Raw genomic sequence first — 14518 nt, 5'->3', positions numbered from 1 at the left:
TAATTTTTAGTTTATTGCGCAATAGTTTCCACGAAAAGTGATGTTTTTAATAATCTTCGTATCTTTATTTACAGATACCCATGTTGTGCACATTAGTGCTCCAAACTGGACAAATTGAGGATTTCTATTTGCCATAATTAAACTATTCATAGGGTTTCCAGCTTGTTGAATTGAGCCAGCATTTATAGCTTTCCTAATGTACACATAGGTTTCGATATTAGGATCTGGAACAACTTGAATTACATTTTGAGGGTACCCAAATTCTTTTATGTATCCATTAATACTTTTACCAATCCATGCTTTTTGCTGATCTATATATTTTTGCCTAGTGGCACACGAAAATAGAGTAGCTATTAAGCAAGTGAGGAAAATTATTTTAAAAAGCTTTTTTGTCATAGCTACTCCTATTTTATAAATCCTGTTTTTTTCATGTAAATAGTTAGTAGAGATATAGCTGCTGGTGTAATACCTGGAATTCTTGATGCTTCACCTAATGTAGAAGGTTTTTGCTCAGTTAGTTTTTGTAAAACCTCATTTGATAATCCATTAACTTGGTAATAGTCAAAATCTAAAGGTATTGGTTTTTGTTCAAAAACAGATATCTTTGCTATATCTTTACTTTGACGTTCTATATATCCAGAGTATTTTGCTGAAATTTCTATTTGTTCAATTACAGCCTCATTATCTAGACTTAAGTTTAATTCTGATATTTGCTGTAGTTTGTTATAATCTAACTCAGGTCGTTTTAATAAATCAAATAATGTACTTTCTCGAGTCATTTTTTTATCTAAAAACTTCTCTAATTCACGAGCTTTTTGTGTTTGAGGACCTATCCAGGTATTTTTCATTAGTTTAATATTTTCATTGATAGCATTTTTCTTATCAATGAAATGTTTTTCGTCGTCACTATTTAAAAGACCCAGTTCACAAGCGGTATCTGATAAGCGTAAGTCAGCATTATCTTCACGCAGGATCAGTCTATACTCTGCACGAGAAGTAAACATTCTATATGGTTCTTTTGTTCCTTTGGTAATAAGATCATCGATAAGAACACCAATATAGCTATTTGCTCGAGTCGGATACCATGATTTATCACTATCAAGACTTATACCAGCATTAATACCAGCAACAAGACCTTGAGCACCTGCCTCTTCGTAGCCTGTAGTACCATTTATCTGGCCTGCAAAGTATAAATTCTTGATATATTTTGTTTCTAAAGTTGGTTTTAAATCTCTTGGGTCAAAAAAATCATATTCAATTGCATATCCTGGACGCATAATAAAAGCGTTTTCAAAACCTTTGATTGAACGGATATATTCACATTGAACTTCAAAAGGTAGGCTTGTTGATAGACCATTTGGATATAGCTCTATACTATCTAAGCCTTCTGGTTCAACAAATACTTGGTGTCTATCCTTATCAGCAAATCTAACAACTTTATCTTCAATAGAAGGGCAGTAACGAGGCCCAATCCCTTCAATTAAACCACTATACATGGCAGATTTATCTAGGTTACTAGTTATAATCTCATGTGTTTTAGGATTTGTATAAGTAATATGACAAGGAACTTGTTCAGGGTGATTTATTTTTCCTTTTGAAAAAAATGAAAAATAAGGTGCTGGACTATCACCATGTTGGACATCCATTACACTAAAGTCAACAGATCTTCTATCTATGCGAGGAGGCGTTCCAGTTTTAAGCCTATCTACTCTAAAAGGAAGTGCTCTTAAGCGTGCTGCTAGAGCATTTGATGGCTGATCTCCAGCACGTCCACCGGATTTTGAAACTTTACCAATATGTATTTTTCCACCTAGGAATGTACCTACAGTTAGAATTACTTTTTTAGCTTTAAATGTAATTCCTGTTTTTGTTACAGCTCCTGTTACAACATTATTTTCAACAACAAGATCATCAACAGAATCTTGGAAGATTTCTAGATTTTCTTGGTTATTGATTAGAGAATTTATTGCTTTTTTATACAAAATTCTATCAGCTTGTGCTCTTGTTGCTCTAACTGCAGGACCTTTACGAGAGTTAAGAATTCTAAATTGGATACCAGCCATATCAATAGCCTTAGCCATGATACCACCCATAGCATCTATTTCTTTAACTAAATGACCTTTACCAATACCACCAATAGCTGGATTACATGACATTTGTCCAATTGTGTCAATATTGTGGGTTAATAAAAGTGTTTTAGCACCTACTCGAGCTGATGCAGCAGCTGCCTCAACTCCTGCGTGGCCACCGCCAACTACTATAACATCGTAAGTATTACTGTAAATCATAATTAAGTATAAGCAATTTTATATTATTTTTATCAACTAGATTTTACTACATTTTGTTATAAAAATAACTACCCTAATGATATTAATTACCTAACTTTTGCAATATAATTTGCAATATGTTTATAGTTTTTTAAAGTAGATCTATAGTGTTTCAATTTAGTCAAATTTATCACAAATATATAGACCAAGATCCTACAAGGATTTTTCGTGATGGGGCACTAAAATCAGCGTTAATCTTATTTGTCTTTTTAGCAATAACGATATTTTTAGAGGTTAATAAAAATGTAATAATCTTAGGTATCTTATTCATAGCAAATATGACTGCTGCTATATTAACAGGGAGTATAGAGTCAAAGAAAAAAGCATTTTTCTTGTATGTATTTTTCTCTGTGATAGCGATAAATATATCACCTTATGTGCATTTGCTGTTGGAAAAAAATGTCTTATTATTTTTGCCTATCATATTTGTGGCATTCTGGATTCGTAGGTTTGGTGAGGCTTTTTTAATTTTTCCAGTAATGCTTGTTATTATGATGAGTATTTGTTTTTTTAGGTTTCCTCTAGAGGCAGATAAGCATATAGAGTTTACTTTTACAGCATTATTAATTGTTGTTGCGTTTTATATTTTGGTTATAAGTCAGTATAAGGTTATAAGTTATAGTGAAACACAAGCAATAATTAGTAGTTTTTTTAAAGTTTTTAATAAGAGCTATCTCGAAAAGTTTGAAAATGTAAAATATCGCAATTTTACTAAAGCAAAAATAATAAAATTTAGCCAAGAGAAAATGAAAACTGTTATTTCACTGCAAAACCATGGTCTTATGGCTTTAAAAAAAGCTGATCATGAGCATTGGAGATATTTCTGTCATAATATAATACTTCTAAATAGGTTATATGAGAAATTTATACTTAGTTATAAGAGAATTAGTCTGAAATATATGAGTTTAGCATTTAATGAGACTAAGCAAGAACAAGCTTTAATACTCAAACTAGAACAGCTATTTAAGGATACCGTTATATTAACAAACTATGTAGTTTATGATGAAAAAATATTAGATAGAAAGGTAGCAAAAGTAATAGCATTGCAATCTGAGTTTAAGAATTTTTATACTATGAAATATCTAGATAATAAAGAAAAAAGTAAATTATTGTTTGATAGTATTTTACTATTAGAAAATATGTTGATTGGCTTACAGAATATAAAAGAGGCGTACTTTGAAATTATTGAAAATCAGATTTAACTTGTCTGATACCACTTTGCTATCAGTAAGAGTATTAATAGCCACAATGATAGGTTTATCATTTTCTTATATACTTTTTACATTACTTGACCAGCATGAATTTTTAGTCAGGATATATTGGGTTGTGATAGCTATAGCAAGTGTATCTGCAAGTAGTAGTACTAATGTAATATATACAAGAGCAAAGTATATTATTATGTTTTGTATTTTAGGTACTACTTTTGGTTCGGCAATACTTTTTTTGATACAAAAAGATATTCACGGAGATTCTTATTTTCTTATCGTTGCTATTTTGTGCATAATAGGTCTTTGTCTAAATATGTATACAGCATTCATAAATTATGCAACAAGCGTGTTTTTCATTCATATTTATATAGTGATGTTTTTTGGATTGTTAGAAAGTTGGAGTAAATATACCTTTATTGCTAGGATATTATGTATCTTAATTGGTACCTCAAGCATTGTATTAGTTACATATCTTACTCGTGGCCGTAAGTTTTTACATATTGTCGTTAAAGAAATGGAGGAGTCATATTTGCGACTAAAAAATATAGTTGAGAATATCGATGAAACTATATCAAACCGTAAGATTATGCCGCTAATAGAAAGAAGTATTAAGCTTAATGATTTACTATATGATGCAAAATATGAGTTTTTGAGTAAAGAAAATTATCGTGAGTGTAAAAGAGTCTTGTTACTTATGGATGAGCTACTGCTAAGTTTAAGAAGCTATCGTGTATTAGAGCTTAAGAAAAATGAATATGCTCTTGGATTATATGAAGATATGAATCAATATACGCGAGACAAGATTAAAAGAAATTTTAAAAATATAACTATTCGTTATCAAAGATTAACTCAAAAAGACTAGACCTATAGCTTAAGTCAGAAATTTAGAATAGTTTTCATTAAAATGCTGTTTTATATATTTTATTAAAGAGCTTATTCTCTTTAGCTGATATTTTACTGGTAGAGATACTATAGAAAGTTGTGTAGTTTCTGCATATTCAGGTAATATTTCAATAAGGTTTTTATTTTTAATATCAGCATCTACATATATATCTACTAGTCTAGTAACCCCAATACCTAATAAGGCTGCTTGCTTCATTACCTTACCGTTAGCAACATAAGTACCGTTATTATGAATGTGTAGAGTGTAACTATTTTTATCAGAGACAAAAGACCATTGCTTAACACTTCCATAAATTAGAGGGATTTTTTCAAGTTGCCTAGGCTGTGTGATTTGACCATGTGTTTTTATGAAGACATCATTAGCAACATACTTTGTTGAAACTTTTCGCAGAGGGGATATTATTAAGTTTGAGTCAGGTAGATTTCCCATGCGAATAACTAAGTCATAGTCACTATCTAAAAGATTTATTCTATTGCTTGAAAAATCTAGATGTATGTTTACATTTGGATTTTGTTGTTGAAATTCAAGTAATATTGGAGCTATCACATCTTCACCAATAATACCGCCGACACAATTTATTTTAATACTTCCATTTAATTCACTATTTTCTTGTGTTGCAAGCTGTGTTGCTATATCTAGATCATGAAATGCTTTTTTACATTTTTGGTAGTATTCTCGTCCTATTTCTGTAAGTCGAACATGGCGAGTGCTTCTATATAAAAGCTGAACTTTAAGCTGATTTTCTAGATCTTTTATACTTTGGCTAAGATTTGATTTAGCTATACCAAGAATATCGGCAGCCTTAGTGAAGCTTTGTTGTTCTGCTACATAGATAAAAGATTGAATACCTCTCCATTGAATATTGTTCATTATTTTATAACAATGTTTTATTATTATTGGTATTTATCAGTCTAATAATTTTCTATAGAATTTACAATCAAGAAAACGATACAAAAACAAGTTAATTAAAAAAGGAGAAATAAAATGACAAAATCATTAGTAGTAATAACAGGAGCTAGTTCAGGAATCGGTGCTGCAATTGCTAAGCGTTTTTCAGAAGCAGGTCATTCACTTTTACTTATTGGTAGAAGAGTAGAAAAGATTCAAGAGTTAAATCTGCCTAATACAATGATCCGTAAAGTAGATGTAACAGATTCACAAGCTTTGAAAGCAGCTATAAAAGATGCTGAGGCTGAGTATGGACCTGTAGATTGTTTAGTAAATAATGCTGGATTAATGCTTTTAGGTCAGGTTGATACTCAAGATCCAATTGAATGGCAGAAAATGTATGATGTAAATGTGTTGGCTCTACTTAATGGTATTCAAGCGGTACTAGGTGATATGAAAGCTAGAAAAACAGGGACGATTATAAATGTAAGTTCTATTGCAGGTAAAAAATCATTCCCAAATCATGCTGCTTATGTAGGTACAAAATTTGCGGTTTCCTCAATGAGTGAGAATGTTCGTGAAGAAGTTGCGGGTGATAATGTGAGAGTTATGACAATTTGTCCAGGAGCGGTTGAAACTGAACTACTAAGCCATACAACTTCTGACAAAATTAAAGAAGATTATGAAAGTTGGAAAGAGTCTATGGGCGGAGTTTTAGTTGCAGATGATATTGCTAGAGCTGCTATTTTCATGTACAGCCAACCTCAGAATATTAATATTCGTGAGGTAGTAATTGCTGCAACTAAACAGCCTGCTTAGTTATCACTAGAGTTATTTTGAAGAGATTTATAGATTTTGTTTAAAACTACAGGAATTTCTAGAAATGCTCTAACTAGTCCTAGGCTGATAGAATACTTTAGTAAATAAACTATACCTGTAATAACAAAAGTATCAGTAGATATTACTCCTAGTTTAAACATGCTGCTTAGGACGTATAAGTGCAGAACTAGAAATAATGTTATTAGAACGAAGATTATTTTAAATAAATCACATATATATTTTTCCAGATCAACATTGGAAAAGTTGAATAAGTTTACAGTACATAGTTTGAATTTCATAATGTTTCCTATATCTATTTTTTAAAATTTCAATAAATTTTATACCAATAGTTTCATTTTATCATTTTTTAGTTTTTTTATCTTGTTAAAAGTTTAATTAAAATAGCTTTGGGTATAAAGGTTTGTTCAAAAATGACTATTATTCGCTCACTATTTCCATTAATAATAGTTACAAAGGTATGTTAAAATCATAGAATTGAAATAATTTAAAGAAATTTAAATAGTTAATATATTATGTTTGATAATCAGACTTTCTTATTTTATGACTTAGAGACAAGTGGTATAAATAACTCTTTTGATCAGGTTTTACAATTTGCCGCGATTAGGACAGACTTAGATTTTAATGAGATCCAAAGATTTAATTTCTTTGTTAAACTAAATCCTGATACTACTCCATCACCAATGGCAACAATCACGCATCATATATCTATTGCTCAAGCAAATACAGGAATATCGGAGTATGATGCTATCCGAAAAATTCATAAAATAATAAATACTCCAGGAACTATAAGTATTGGTTATAACACTCTTGGTTTTGATGATGAGTTTTTAAGGTTTGCTTTTTATAAAAATATGCTACCGCCGTACACACATCAATTTAAGAATAATTGTTCTAGAGCTGATTTATTTCCGATAGTTGCCTGTTATAGTGCATTTTTTAAAGAGGGGTTAATGTGGCCTAAAATTATAGATAATGAAGGCCAAGAAAAAATATCTCTAAAATTAGAAAATCTAAATCAAGAGAATAACTTTTATAGTGGTGGTCGAGCACATGATGCTATTACGGATGTAATTGTGACAGTCGAGCTTGCTAAAAAATTAAAATCAGCAAATCCAAAGATGTGGCAGTTTTTATTGGATAAATTTAATAAACAAAATGATGAAAATACTTTGTCACAGTTAGATGTCGGTGTTGAAATAGAAAATCATGGATATAAGCAAGCTATAGCTATAAGTGGTATTTTTGGCTCTAAAAATAATTTCACATCTGCAATATTAGACTTAGGTCAACATAGACACTATAAGAATCAAGAAATATTCTTACGTTTAGATAGTTATCTTTTTAGCGAGTTTATTGAAGAATTTGGAAGTTTAGAGGCAGAGCATTGGCGTTTGACAATTAATAAAAAATGGGGTGACATTCCATTGATTTTGCCTGCAAAGACACGTTTTGTAGGCAAGCTACCACAAGAAAGACTAGAGCTTATAAAAGCAAATAAAGAGTTTATAAAAAGTAATCCTGAAACTTTTGCTAATTTTGTTGATTATGTATTGGAGTATAAGTATTCAGAGATTGAAAATATCGATGTGGATGCTGCTATTTACCAAAGTGATTTTATGACTAGTGCTGATGAGAGAGGTTGTGATAAGTTTCATAATTCTGCTATTTATCAAAAAGCTCAAATGCTTAGTCAATTACCAGGCAAGCTCTATGATAGAGCAGTGCGTATAATTGGTCGATTAGATTTTTCAAAGCTACCTGAAAAAGCACAGATGGAGTTTCAAGAGTATCTAAATAAGATTGTGAGTTTAGATAATGATGAGTTGTTAGTAGATCATCGCGGTAAGACTCGTAAGACATTAGAAGATATTTATCAAGAAATGCAAGATGTACGAAGTAATCGTGATCTAACAGAAGAACAACAAGCTTTGTTGTATGAGTTGGAGGAGTATCTTTTTTAGATGGATAAATTCAATTTAGTAACAAAATATAGTCCAAGTGGTGATCAACCAGAGGCAATAAGATCATTAGTAGATGGTATTAATAACGGTTTGCATCATCAAGTTTTATTAGGGGTTACAGGTTCTGGTAAGACTTATACAATGGCAAATGTAATTCAGCAAACTCAAAAACCATGCTTAATTTTAGCTCATAACAAAACTCTAGCAGCACAGCTATATTCTGAATTTAAACAGTATTTTCCTGATAATGCAGTTGAGTATTTTGTTTCATATTATGATTACTATCAACCAGAGGCGTATGTTGCAGCATCTGATACGTATATAGAAAAAGATTCATCAGTAAATGAACATATTGAGCAAATGCGTTTATCTGCGACAAAAGCAATTTTAGAGAGAAATGATGTAATAATCGTAGCAACAGTGTCTGCAATTTATGGGCTAGGTGACCCTGAGCAGTATATGCAAATGCTTTTGCATTTAAAAGTAGGCGAAGAGTTAGGGCTTAAAAAAGCTCAAACAAAGCTAATAGAAATGCAGTATTCACGTAATGATATGGATTTTAGTCGCGGAAGTTTTCGTGTTAGAGGTGAAATATTAGATATTTTCCCAGCAGATTCTGAGAAAGATGCTATCAGAGTAGAGTTCTTTGATGATGAGATAGAGGCAATTAGTATTATCGATTCATTAACTTCAAAAAAGATTAAATCTCTTCATAGAGCAACGATATTTCCTAGTACTCACTATGTAGCCTCTAAAGAACGTAAAGAAATCGTAATCGAGGAAATAAAAAAAGAGTTAAAGGAAAGGGTTAAGTATTTTGAAGAGGAAGGTAAGCTTCTTGAGGCTCAAAGAATTGAGCAAAGAACAAAATATGATATCGAGATGATACAAGAACTTGGCTATTGCACCGGTATTGAGAATTATTCAAGACTACTGTCTGGTAGAGCTCCGGGAGATCCGCCACCTACATTAATAGATTATTTACCAGAAAATGCTCTTGTTATAGTTGATGAGTCTCATGCGACATTACCTCAGTTTGGAGGTATGTATAAGGGTGATCTATCGCGAAAATCAAACTTAGTTAATTATGGTTTTAGGTTACCTTCAGCATTAGATAATAGACCTCTAAAATTTGATGAATTTGAAAAGCTTTTGCCTCAAACTGTTTATGTCTCAGCAACTCCCGCAAATTATGAGTTAGATAAATCTGAAAATACTGTCGAACAGATTATTCGTCCAACAGGACTACTTGATCCAGAGGTTTTTGTTCGTCCTGTTGCTATACAGGTTGAAGATGCTTTATCTGAGATAAATAAAGCAATCGCAAGAGAAGAAAGAGTATTAATCACAACTTTAACTAAGAAAATGGCAGAAAACCTTACTGAATATTTATCTGAGCATGGAGTTAATGTTAGATATTTACACTCAGATATAGATACAGTTGAGCGTGTGCAGATTATTCATGATTTGCGTCATGGCGTGTTTGATATACTTGTAGGGATAAACCTTTTAAGAGAAGGTTTAGATATGCCAGAAGTTGGGGTTTTACTTATATTTGATGCTGATAAAGAGGGCTTTTTACGTTCTGAAAAATCACTTATTCAGACGATTGGTAGGGTTGCGAGAAACCAAAATGGTCGAGCAATTTTATATGCAGATGTAGTCACAAAATCAATGAAAAAAGCGATGGATGAGACTTTGCGCCGTCGTCATCTTCAGGATGAATATAATAAGAAGAATAACATTACACCTAAGACAATTATTAAAAATATTGATGATATGCTTGATAGTTCACCAGAGATGCAAAAACGAGCATATAAAAATAATTCGCGTTTAAAGGTTGATGATGTTGATGTTTCGGCTATACTAGGTATGACAGAAGCTAGTAAGGTTATAAAAGCTCTAGAAAAACGTATGCGCGCCCATGCAAAAGAACTAGAATTTGAAAAAGCAACCTTGATTAGAGACAAAATTTCTGAGATAAAACAAAAGTTTATTAATTTATAATTTTTAAGAAGAAGTTATTATTTTATTATGGCAATAGAAAGTAAGTTAAAAAAAGATCGGCTTTTTTTGCGTTTTACTTGGGCAAGGTTAAGAAACTACTTGATCAGGGCGAGAAAAAGCTTATATTCATCGATTATACTTTGTGGCTTAATTGTTGGAGTTGATTTATATTTAGGTAATGTTGAATTTGTAGCACAATCTTTACAAATTGCTTTAACTTTGGGAATTATACTATTTGTATTTTTCTTTTTGATAACAAAGGATGATAATCCCGTTGATATTATTATTTCTGGAGCAGAAGGTGAAACAACTGTTTTAGATGAGCTAAAGAAGTTAGATAATAACTTTGTTTTATTTAATAGAGTTATTTTACCAGATCAAAAATCAACTGTAGGAAATCGAGAATTAGACTTTATAGTTATATCGCGTAAAGGTATATATATTGTTGAGGTTAAAAATAATCGTGGCTATATTCAGGTTGAGAATATGGCTGAGAGGTGGCAAGTTTCAAAGACCTCACAAAACAACAAAGTTTATGCTAAAACTATAAAGAATCCAATTAGGCAAACTTTTGCTCAGAAGAAAGTGTTGCAAACATACCTTTATAAGCAAAGGATTTATATAAAAGGTATACCTGTTGTAACTATCGTTATATTTGCAAATGAAGATGCTCAGCTAAGTGAGAATTTTATTGCAGATGATGCAAATCAAGCAGTATTATCTTTGAAAAATTTATTACCTTTTATTAGAGCAAAAGAAGAATACCTTGAGAAGATGCCTTCTCGCTCTCGTAAGAAAATCATCCGAAAGCTTGAGAAAAAATAATGCAAAATGATAGACCTATAGGTGTCTTTGACTCTGGCATTGGGGGATTGACTGTCGTTAAAAATCTAATGGAAATATTACCAAACGAAAATATTATTTATTTTGGTGATATTGCGAGGATTCCCTATGGCACTAAGTCGCGAGCGACTATTCAAAAATTTGCAGCTCAAACAGCAAAGTTTCTTATTGCACAAGAAGTTAAAGCTATAATAATAGCCTGTAATACAATATCAGCACTTGCTAAAGATATTGTTCAAGAGATTGCTAAAGAAATTCCGGTTATTGATGTAATAAGTGCTGGAGTTAGCTTGGTCAAAGATCTAAATACTATAGGTGTTATTGCCACGCCTGCAACAATAAATAGTAATGCATATGCTTTGCAGATCCATAAAAATAACCCTGATACAGAGGTTTATAGTACACCTTGTGGTCTTTTTGTATCAATGATAGAAGAGGGTTTTGTTGAGGGACAGATAGTTGAGCTAGTTGCAAGACAATATCTTGAGTACTTTAGTGATAAAGATATCCAAGCTCTTATCCTAGGATGTACTCACTATCCTATTATCAAGCAAAGTATATCAGATATTTTAAATGTTGATTTGATAGATCCTTCACTACAAGCCAGCAAAATTTTGAAAGATTTACTTATAGATAGAAATATTTTAAATATATCTCAATTAGATCCTGAGTATCGATTTTATGTTACAGATATCCCTGTAAAATTTAAGTCTGTGGGTGAGATGTTTTTACAAACACAGATGCAATATCTTGAAATAGTTAATTTAGATTTTTAATAAATTTTTATATTTCTACTATTCATTCAGATTCTTGATATAGTAATAGATGTGATATTTACTTTAGTCCTAAAGTACAGGGGCGCATAGTCTATTTGAACTATGCTGAGAGGATTTTTTCTAACCCTTTGAATCAGGTATAGTTAGTACTAGCGTAGGAAGTTAATTTGATATAATTACACACTAATAAATAAGTAATAATTAACTTGGTGTGCTAATCTAATATATGTCTGTCATAAAACTTTTAAATCACATGAAAACCTTGTATGATGTTTCAAATATACGTTAAATAAGTTTATAAAATGTACGATAAAGATAGTAGGAATGTTATTTTATTAGCTGGGATAGGGGCTATTTTAGAGTTCTATGATTTTGTCTTGTATATGATTTTTTCTAAAGAAATATCAGCGACTTTCTTTGCAGAAATTACTAACCCAACGGTCAAAGCATTTTTGACTATATTAATATTCTCAATAGCATATTTGGTAAGACCATTCGCAGGAACCATACTTGGTATAATTGGGGATTTAATAGGGCGAAGACGTCTTTTATTATTTACTATATTGCTTATGGGAAGTTGTTCACTTTGTATGGGTCTGATGCCGGGGTATGCTAAGTGGGGATTATTTGCAAGTTTTGTATTTGTTATCTTACGTGTTATGCAAGGTATAGCCCTTGGTGGTGAGTTGCCAGGTGCGTATGTTATCGTCTACGAATCTGTCAAAGGTAGAATAGGATTTGCTACAGCGATATTATTTACATTTGTAACAGGAGGATTCTTATTTTCTGATTTCGTAGGTTTTGCATTAGAGCATCTTTTTGGTAACTATGCCTGGAGAGCAGGGTTTATCATAGGTGGTTTGTTAGGTTTTGTAGGCTATTATGTACGTAGAAATCTTCATGAAACTCCAGAGTTTGAGAATATTGATAATCAAAAAAGGCACTCTTTTAGTTCTTTAGTATCTACTTATGGAGCAAATTTATTTGCTGGGATATGTATAGTTGTTACAGTAGCTTTTGGTGGCGTGATGTTAACTTTATATATGCATAAATTCGTTGAAGATATTTTGACTACCTATAACTCTGGTCAAATCTCTTTAATCTTAACACCTAGTGTTTTAGTTCTAACTTGTTTTACTTTTATCTTTGGTTATTTTTCAGATAAAGTTGGTATAGCTAAAATGTTTGTCTTGGGTGCTGGACTTGTTGTTATCAGTTCTCTGCCAATATTTTATTTGATGAGTTGTTTTGGGACGGTTTTCTATATTATAGTAACTTCAATTGTCATTATGCTGTTTTATTCATTGATTGCAGCTAGCTTTATATTTTTATTATGTGATCTTTTTCCAACTGATGTAAGACTATCTGGTGTTGGGCTAAGTTATAATTTGGCTTTTGCAGTAGTAGGTGGGATTGCTCCGCTAGTTAGTACAACAATTATTACATTAACACAGTATCATTTCTTAGGCCCTGCTATGGTAGGCATGGTTTGTGGTTTAGTAGGATTATTGGGAGTGTTTATTTATCTTAAAAAAGGTGGCTATCATAAGAATAATAAAGATATGATAGTTAAGTTATAGTTTGGCTTAGTTTATAAATAGCTTTTAGTAATTTGATATTTATCATTTATTAGCGCTAAATATGTTAATAAAATTAGCTTATGCTTAGTTGATAAATTGACATGTCATAATGATTGGAAACACATGTATATCATATATTTCATCAATAGTTCCATCTTATATTATAGTAGGAGTATTCCCCTGGTAGTACCTGGAAAATAACTTAGTCTAGGACTGAAATAAAAGGATCAGTTAATTTTTAATATACCTTATTAAAAAATGATTTACAGCTTCATTAATAATAGATGATATATTTGTCATCTAGGTTTTAGATAGTACATCTAAACTTCTAATTTTGTTGTTAATGATATTAAGTTTAAATGCTTAGAAAAAATAAATAAAAGGGTGTTATATGAAAAAAATATTAAAATCATTATTTTTAGGAACTGTAACTTTTAGCTCTATGTATGCTGCAGGTAATACATTAAATGTTGATGACTTAAATTGTTTAAGAGTAGAGAAGCAGTTTAGCGAAAAATATAAGAATATTTGCCTACCTTCAAAGAAACCTGAAAACTGTTCACAAGAGAGCTATGATAAGTTAAAATCAAGCATTAAAGAATGTGATTTTAAAATATTAGGTTCTTTGAGGTCAGCACTTTAAATTTTCAGCATAGCATATATTTTTCTCTTTCAGTTAATCAGAACTTTAAATAGGCAAAATCTATTTTTGATATGATTTGTTAAAAATAGATAGCTTTATTTATCAAAAAAAATGATATATTTGAGGTGTAGCTTAATTAAAAGCTTCAAGCAAAAAAAAGAGGTGGTTATCATGAAAAAAATAGCATTAATTCTTCTATCAATAGTTATGTCTAGTTCAGTATATGCAGCTGATGTTCAATTAAGTAGTGGATCTCAAATAAACACAGGAGATTTAAATTGTTTACAATTGCAAAAGCATGCAGGTAAGAAAAGCTTTTGTTTACCATCAAAAAAACCTGAAAGTTGCTCAGCAGAAAATTATGATAAATTAAAATCAAATGTTCAAGAATGTAGCTTCAAAGTTAGAGGATCTCTAAGATCCGCTCTTTAAATCTAATGAATTATATTTTCAAATATTCTATTTATAATCTTAAACTTAATAACTCTTGTATATTAATCCTTAGAATGTAAAATTTAAAAATATTAAATAGCTATAAATA

14 protein-coding genes and 1 riboswitch are annotated in these 14518 nt (G+C 31.0%); of the genes, 10 read left to right on the top strand and 4 right to left on the bottom strand.

The window, feature by feature from the left end:
* Positions 1 to 6 precede the first annotated feature (6 nt).
* Together FIP56_RS06870 and mnmG are read right to left on the bottom strand one after the other, a co-directional pair.
* Positions 7 to 396, bottom strand: coding sequence for a hypothetical protein (locus FIP56_RS06870; protein ID WP_192578203.1), 390 nt, complete (start codon positions 394 to 396; stop codon positions 7 to 9).
* Positions 397 to 404: 8 nt separating this feature from the next.
* Positions 405 to 2288, bottom strand: coding sequence for a tRNA uridine-5-carboxymethylaminomethyl(34) synthesis enzyme MnmG (mnmG, locus tag FIP56_RS06865; RefSeq protein ID WP_192578202.1), 1884 nt, complete (start codon positions 2286 to 2288; stop codon positions 405 to 407).
* A gap of 146 nt (positions 2289 to 2434) precedes the next feature.
* Between mnmG and FIP56_RS06860 the strand changes: the two genes are divergently transcribed.
* Both FIP56_RS06860 and FIP56_RS06855 read left to right on the top strand, forming a co-directional pair.
* Entirely contained in the window at positions 2435 to 3529 is a 1095-nt protein-coding gene (locus FIP56_RS06860; RefSeq protein ID WP_192578201.1) for a hypothetical protein, read from the top strand.
* 46 nt (positions 3530 to 3575) lie between these two features.
* Complete coding sequence (locus FIP56_RS06855; protein WP_192578200.1) at positions 3576 to 4397, top strand: FUSC family protein; 822 nt, start codon at positions 3576 to 3578, stop codon at positions 4395 to 4397.
* A 9-nt stretch (positions 4398 to 4406) separates the two neighbouring features.
* On the opposite strand, the gene FIP56_RS06850 is transcribed toward FIP56_RS06855, so the two are convergent.
* Positions 4407 to 5309, bottom strand: coding sequence for a LysR family transcriptional regulator (locus FIP56_RS06850; protein WP_192578199.1), 903 nt, complete (start codon positions 5307 to 5309; stop codon positions 4407 to 4409).
* 114 nt (positions 5310 to 5423) lie between these two features.
* On the opposite strand from FIP56_RS06850, the gene FIP56_RS06845 reads away from it, so the two are divergent.
* A complete protein-coding gene (locus FIP56_RS06845; RefSeq protein WP_192578198.1) occupies positions 5424 to 6146 on the top strand; it encodes an SDR family oxidoreductase in 723 nt (240 codons plus the stop codon).
* Here FIP56_RS06845 and FIP56_RS06840 read toward each other — a convergent pair.
* The gene (locus FIP56_RS06840) at positions 6143 to 6307 is read right to left on the bottom strand and encodes a hypothetical protein (RefSeq protein WP_192578197.1); all 165 of its coding nucleotides are present in this window, start codon (positions 6305 to 6307) and stop codon (positions 6143 to 6145) included. The two genes, FIP56_RS06845 and FIP56_RS06840, sit on opposite strands and share 4 nt — an antisense overlap.
* A gap of 372 nt (positions 6308 to 6679) precedes the next feature.
* On the opposite strand from FIP56_RS06840, the gene FIP56_RS06835 reads away from it, so the two are divergent.
* From FIP56_RS06835 to FIP56_RS06805, 7 genes are all read left to right on the top strand, one after another.
* Complete coding sequence (locus FIP56_RS06835; RefSeq protein WP_192578196.1) at positions 6680 to 8128, top strand: exodeoxyribonuclease I; 1449 nt, start codon at positions 6680 to 6682, stop codon at positions 8126 to 8128.
* Positions 8129 to 10135, top strand: coding sequence for an excinuclease ABC subunit UvrB (gene uvrB, locus FIP56_RS06830; RefSeq protein ID WP_192578195.1), 2007 nt, complete (start codon positions 8129 to 8131; stop codon positions 10133 to 10135).
* A 27-nt stretch (positions 10136 to 10162) separates the two neighbouring features.
* A complete protein-coding gene (locus tag FIP56_RS06825; RefSeq protein ID WP_192578194.1) occupies positions 10163 to 10960 on the top strand; it encodes a nuclease-related domain-containing protein in 798 nt (265 codons plus the stop codon).
* Positions 10960 to 11754: a glutamate racemase gene (gene murI / locus FIP56_RS06820; protein ID WP_192578193.1), complete on the top strand. Its 795-nt coding sequence runs from the start codon at positions 10960 to 10962 to the stop codon at positions 11752 to 11754. The genes FIP56_RS06825 and murI overlap by 1 nt, the downstream gene beginning before the upstream one ends.
* Before the next feature lie 68 nt (positions 11755 to 11822).
* Positions 11823 to 11932: riboswitch (TPP riboswitch) on the top strand.
* A gap of 124 nt (positions 11933 to 12056) precedes the next feature.
* Positions 12057 to 13334: an MFS transporter gene (locus FIP56_RS06815; RefSeq protein WP_192578192.1), complete on the top strand. Its 1278-nt coding sequence runs from the start codon at positions 12057 to 12059 to the stop codon at positions 13332 to 13334.
* 391 nt (positions 13335 to 13725) lie between these two features.
* The gene (locus tag FIP56_RS06810) at positions 13726 to 13977 is read left to right on the top strand and encodes a hypothetical protein (protein WP_192578191.1); all 252 of its coding nucleotides are present in this window, start codon (positions 13726 to 13728) and stop codon (positions 13975 to 13977) included.
* Between the two features lie 171 nt (positions 13978 to 14148).
* Positions 14149 to 14409, top strand: coding sequence for a hypothetical protein (locus FIP56_RS06805; protein WP_192578190.1), 261 nt, complete (start codon positions 14149 to 14151; stop codon positions 14407 to 14409).
* The last annotated feature ends 109 nt before the right edge of the window (positions 14410 to 14518 follow it).

It is taken from the genome of Francisella sp. LA112445 (assembly GCF_012224145.1).
Classification (GTDB): Bacteria; Pseudomonadota; Gammaproteobacteria; order Francisellales; family Francisellaceae; genus Francisella.
Note: the sequence above shows the minus strand (reverse complement) of the source record. Positions and strands in the feature narration are given on the sequence as shown.

Coding starts and splice junctions, on each gene's coding strand:
- FIP56_RS06870 (WP_192578203.1), bottom strand. CDS start 396: ATGACAAAAAAGCTTTTTAAAATAATTTTCCTCACTTGCTTAATAGCT.
- mnmG (WP_192578202.1), bottom strand. CDS start 2,288: ATGATTTACAGTAATACTTACGATGTTATAGTAGTTGGCGGTGGCCAC.
- FIP56_RS06855 (WP_192578200.1), top strand. CDS start 3,576: ATGATAGGTTTATCATTTTCTTATATACTTTTTACATTACTTGACCAG.
- FIP56_RS06850 (WP_192578199.1), bottom strand. CDS start 5,309: ATGAACAATATTCAATGGAGAGGTATTCAATCTTTTATCTATGTAGCA.
- FIP56_RS06845 (WP_192578198.1), top strand. CDS start 5,424: ATGACAAAATCATTAGTAGTAATAACAGGAGCTAGTTCAGGAATCGGT.
- FIP56_RS06840 (WP_192578197.1), bottom strand. CDS start 6,307: ATGTTTAAACTAGGAGTAATATCTACTGATACTTTTGTTATTACAGGT.
- FIP56_RS06835 (WP_192578196.1), top strand. CDS start 6,680: ATGTTTGATAATCAGACTTTCTTATTTTATGACTTAGAGACAAGTGGT.
- uvrB (WP_192578195.1), top strand. CDS start 8,129: ATGGATAAATTCAATTTAGTAACAAAATATAGTCCAAGTGGTGATCAA.
- FIP56_RS06825 (WP_192578194.1), top strand. CDS start 10,163: ATGGCAATAGAAAGTAAGTTAAAAAAAGATCGGCTTTTTTTGCGTTTT.
- murI (WP_192578193.1), top strand. CDS start 10,960: ATGCAAAATGATAGACCTATAGGTGTCTTTGACTCTGGCATTGGGGGA.
- FIP56_RS06815 (WP_192578192.1), top strand. CDS start 12,057: ATGTACGATAAAGATAGTAGGAATGTTATTTTATTAGCTGGGATAGGG.
- FIP56_RS06810 (WP_192578191.1), top strand. CDS start 13,726: ATGAAAAAAATATTAAAATCATTATTTTTAGGAACTGTAACTTTTAGC.
- FIP56_RS06805 (WP_192578190.1), top strand. CDS start 14,149: ATGAAAAAAATAGCATTAATTCTTCTATCAATAGTTATGTCTAGTTCA.